The sequence below is a fragment of the Desulfofundulus sp. genome (assembly GCF_049701015.1).
Taxonomy (GTDB): Bacteria; Bacillota; Desulfotomaculia; order Desulfotomaculales; family Desulfovirgulaceae; genus Desulfofundulus.
Genome location: NZ_JBNATZ010000271.1, coordinates 1 through 3,235, shown reverse-complemented (window position 1 = coordinate 3,235; position 3,235 = coordinate 1). Strand labels below are relative to the sequence as shown.

At 62.6% G+C, this 3,235-nt stretch carries 4 protein-coding genes; all 4 read left to right on the top strand.

All coding sequences use genetic code 11. The annotated features are described in order from the left end of the window. Positions 1-425 (top strand): hypothetical protein (locus tag ACPLUI_RS13000; RefSeq protein WP_424660678.1); only part of this gene is annotated, 425 nt, incomplete at its 5' end. A 137-nt stretch (positions 426-562) separates the two neighbouring features. Continuing rightward, positions 563-889, top strand: coding sequence for a hypothetical protein (locus ACPLUI_RS12995; RefSeq protein WP_424660677.1), 327 nt, complete (start codon positions 563-565; stop codon positions 887-889). Next, positions 882-1,118 carry a hypothetical protein gene (locus tag ACPLUI_RS12990; protein WP_424660676.1) on the top strand — a complete coding sequence of 79 codons (237 nt, stop codon included), beginning with the start codon at positions 882-884 and terminating at the stop codon, positions 1,116-1,118. Before ACPLUI_RS12995 ends, ACPLUI_RS12990 begins: the two co-directional genes overlap by 8 nt. After that, positions 1,119-3,235, top strand: a 2,117-nt coding sequence (locus ACPLUI_RS12985; protein WP_424660675.1) for a portal protein, incomplete at its 3' end; no start/stop codon positions are given.

Sequence of the window (3,235 nt, the reverse complement as noted above, 5' to 3'; positions counted from 1 at the left end):
TCAACCGGCACCCGGAAACCGGCAAGTCCATCGTGGACTATTACCGCGAAGGCGGCATTCCCTGGGGGTTCATCCAGCCGGTGCACGGCCAGGGAAGCCGGCAGACCAGGGCCGCCACGCTGCACGAGTACCTGAAGCCTTACGTCGATGAGAATACCGGCCTCGTGACGGCCAGGCTGAAGATATTCAGCACCTGTACCCTGCTGGTAGAGACCCTGCCGCAGCTGGTGTCCGACCCGAACAGGCCGGAGCAGGTCAGGGAGTGTAGCATTGACCACTACTACGACGCGCTGACGTATGGCCTCTGCGCCTGGCACGCGGAGCGCTCCAAGGAACCGCCGAAGCCCAAGACGCTCATCCAGCTTGACAAGGAGCGGCTGTCCCGCAGGAACAGGGACTTCATGAAGCGCGCGCTGATGATGTAGGGAAAGGAGTTGACCGATATGGCGCGTGTCCCCAGGGTGAAAAAACCGAAGAAAATTTCCGTTCCCCGGGTGAAGAAGGCGAAGGTCGGCCTGCCGGCGGTCAGGCTGCCCAGGATAAAGACAAAGGGGGTTTGAGGATGGCTGTCAGTGTTTTCCCGTGCGGGTTTGACATCCCCTGCGACGGGTACGCCTGCCACAGGCCAGCAAAGTGGTTCATCGGCGAGTACCGCAACCACTTCATCGTGGCCAAGTTATGCGACGACTGTATATCCGCCGTTATCGACGGCCTGAAGCAGCACGGGCTGATCCAGGAACCGGAGCCGGAGCCGGAGCCGGAACTGGAACTAAAAATGGAACCTCCTGCGGAGCCCGGAGGGGTGGTCTATACCTGCCGGGTATGTGGGGCGGGGTTCGAGAGCAGCCAGAAACTTGCAGCCCATGTGAGGTACCAGCACAATGCTTAGCTATGACGTTTGGGAAACCCTGATGGGAACCGCGGCCCTTGTTGTAACCGCGTTTACATACATTGCCTGGCGGGAGTACCGGCACGAGCTGGAACGCCGGGAACTCTACTCCCGCCTGATGGCACGGGACCTGGCGGAGTTTACCGCGCTGTGCGGGCAGAAGCAGGAACCGCCGAGGGGAAGGAGTTTCATTAAGCTGCCGGACGAGCGCCGGGAGGATGAGGAGTAAATGTCCGTACTCGAATCGGTGAAGCAGACAATCAGGAGCGGCATCGGGCGGATTGTGGCACGGGTGAGGCCCAGGGACTTCGGTTACCAGGACGACCTGGTGCAGCTTGTCGAGGACGAGTTCAAGCGCAGGCAGAACGAGCGCAGGCCGTTCGAGTTGCAGTGGCGGCTGAACCTGGCCTTCCTGGACGGCAACCACTACATCGACCTGGACCCGCACACCGGGGAGCTGCTCCCGATCCCGAAGATGGCCGTCTGGCAGGAGCGCGAGGTCTTCAACCACACCGCGCCGATCGTCGAGACCCGCATTGCCCGGCTGATGCGGGCACAGCCCACCCTGAAGGCGCGGCCTGCTACGGAGGAACCGGGAGACCTTGCCTCGGCCAAGATATGCACCCGCCTCATGCAGCAGGTACTCAACGAACAGCTTGACCGCGAGCACCGGCAGGAACTCCTCACCTGGCTGGAGACGTGCGGCACCGTCTTCCTGAAAAACGTGTGGGACCCGAAAGGCGGGCGGCTCATCGGCAGGGCGGCGGTCAGGGGGGCTATCAAAGAACAGCTCCAGAACGAGGAAACGGTCGAGGACCAGATGCAGCACGAGGGCGCGGAAACCCTGGGCCGCGACGTGAGCATGGAAGTGGACAGGGCTGCCAGGGAAACCGAGACGCAGACCCTGGTGGAGCAGCAGGATGACCACGTCGTTGCGGCCACCATCGTCCCGGTGTACGAGGGAGATGTCCAGGCCCTTGTTATACCGCCTTACGAGATCTACCCGGATTCCTGCTGGCACCCGACCGTTGACCACTGCCGCAGCATTATCCACGCCCGGGCCTACCCGGTGGACGAGATCTACGAGATGTACGGCGTCCTGGTGGACCCCGAACCGGTGGACTCCTGGGAACTGGAGGCCACGGCCCTGGGACTGGGCGGCCTGGGGTACGGGCGCGGCGGGTACCGCACCACCGTTAAAAGCCGGGAGAATTACGCGGTGGTCAAGGAGTACTGGGAAAAACCTTCACTGCGGTACCCGGAAGGCAGACTTATTATCGTGGCCGGCAGGAAGCTCCTGTACGCCGGTCCGCTGCCGTTCATGGTCGGGCCGGAAGGGCAGCCGGCCATGCCGTTCGTGAAGATTGTCAGCATCATGCGCCCGGGCTGCTTCTGGGGCCGGAGCATAATCGAGCGCCTTATCCCGATCCAGCGGCGTTACAACGCCCTGCGCAACCGCAAGGCCGAGTACCTGAACAGGTGCGCCATCGGGCAGATGTGGGTGTACGAGAACGCCGTTGACCTGGACGACCTGGAGAACAACGCCGGTATGCCCGGCTGGGTCTGCGTGGTGAAAGCCAACGGGCATCCCCCGCAGTACATCCAGAACCCGCCTCTGCCGCCGGCTTTCGAGACCGAGGAAGCGACGCTGCTCAACGAGTTCACCATCATCAGCGGCGTGTCCGAGATAGCGCGTCACAGTCAAGCCCCGTCCGGCGTGAAGTCCGGCGTGGCCCTGGACATAGCGCTTGAACAGGACGACACTCGGTTGAGCCACACCATGGTCAACATCGAGGCCGGGTTTATCGAGGCGGGCAAGCAGTGGCTGAGACTGTACCGGCAGTTTGCCACCATCCCGCGGATTATCCGCAACGTCGGCACCCAGAACACCATCGAGGTGCTGCAGTGGGACCGTAGCCACATCCGCAGTGACGACGTGGTGATTGAGACCAGCGCCCTGGTCAGCGAGTCCCCGGCGGTGCGGCGGCAGATGGTCTTCGACCTGCTTGCCTCCGGGCTGTTCAATGACCCGGAGACTGGCGGCCTGTCCAAGGAAGGCCGGGCCAAGGTGTTCGAGTTGCTTGAGATGGGCCACTGGGAGTTCGGCAACGAGGACGAGAAGCTGCACGTCGCCAAGGCGCAGCGCGAGAACAAGGCGATGATGAACGCCGCGCAGGTCCCGGTGGTGGATTACGACGACCACATTGTGCACATCAGGCTCCACAACCAGTGGAGGTTAACGGTTGAATACGAGGAAGCCAACGCCGCCTCCGGCGGTGTGCTGGAAATGGTGTTCCAGCAGCACGTCGAACAGCACCTGATGTATCTCCAGCGGGCGGCGATGGC

What these genes read in the sequence shown, in the direction of transcription:
- ACPLUI_RS12995 (WP_424660677.1), top strand. Translation starts at nt 563, where the DNA reads ATGGCTGTCAGTGTTTTCCCGTGCGGGTTTGACATCCCCTGCGACGGG.
- ACPLUI_RS12990 (WP_424660676.1), top strand. Translation starts at nt 882, where the DNA reads ATGCTTAGCTATGACGTTTGGGAAACCCTGATGGGAACCGCGGCCCTT.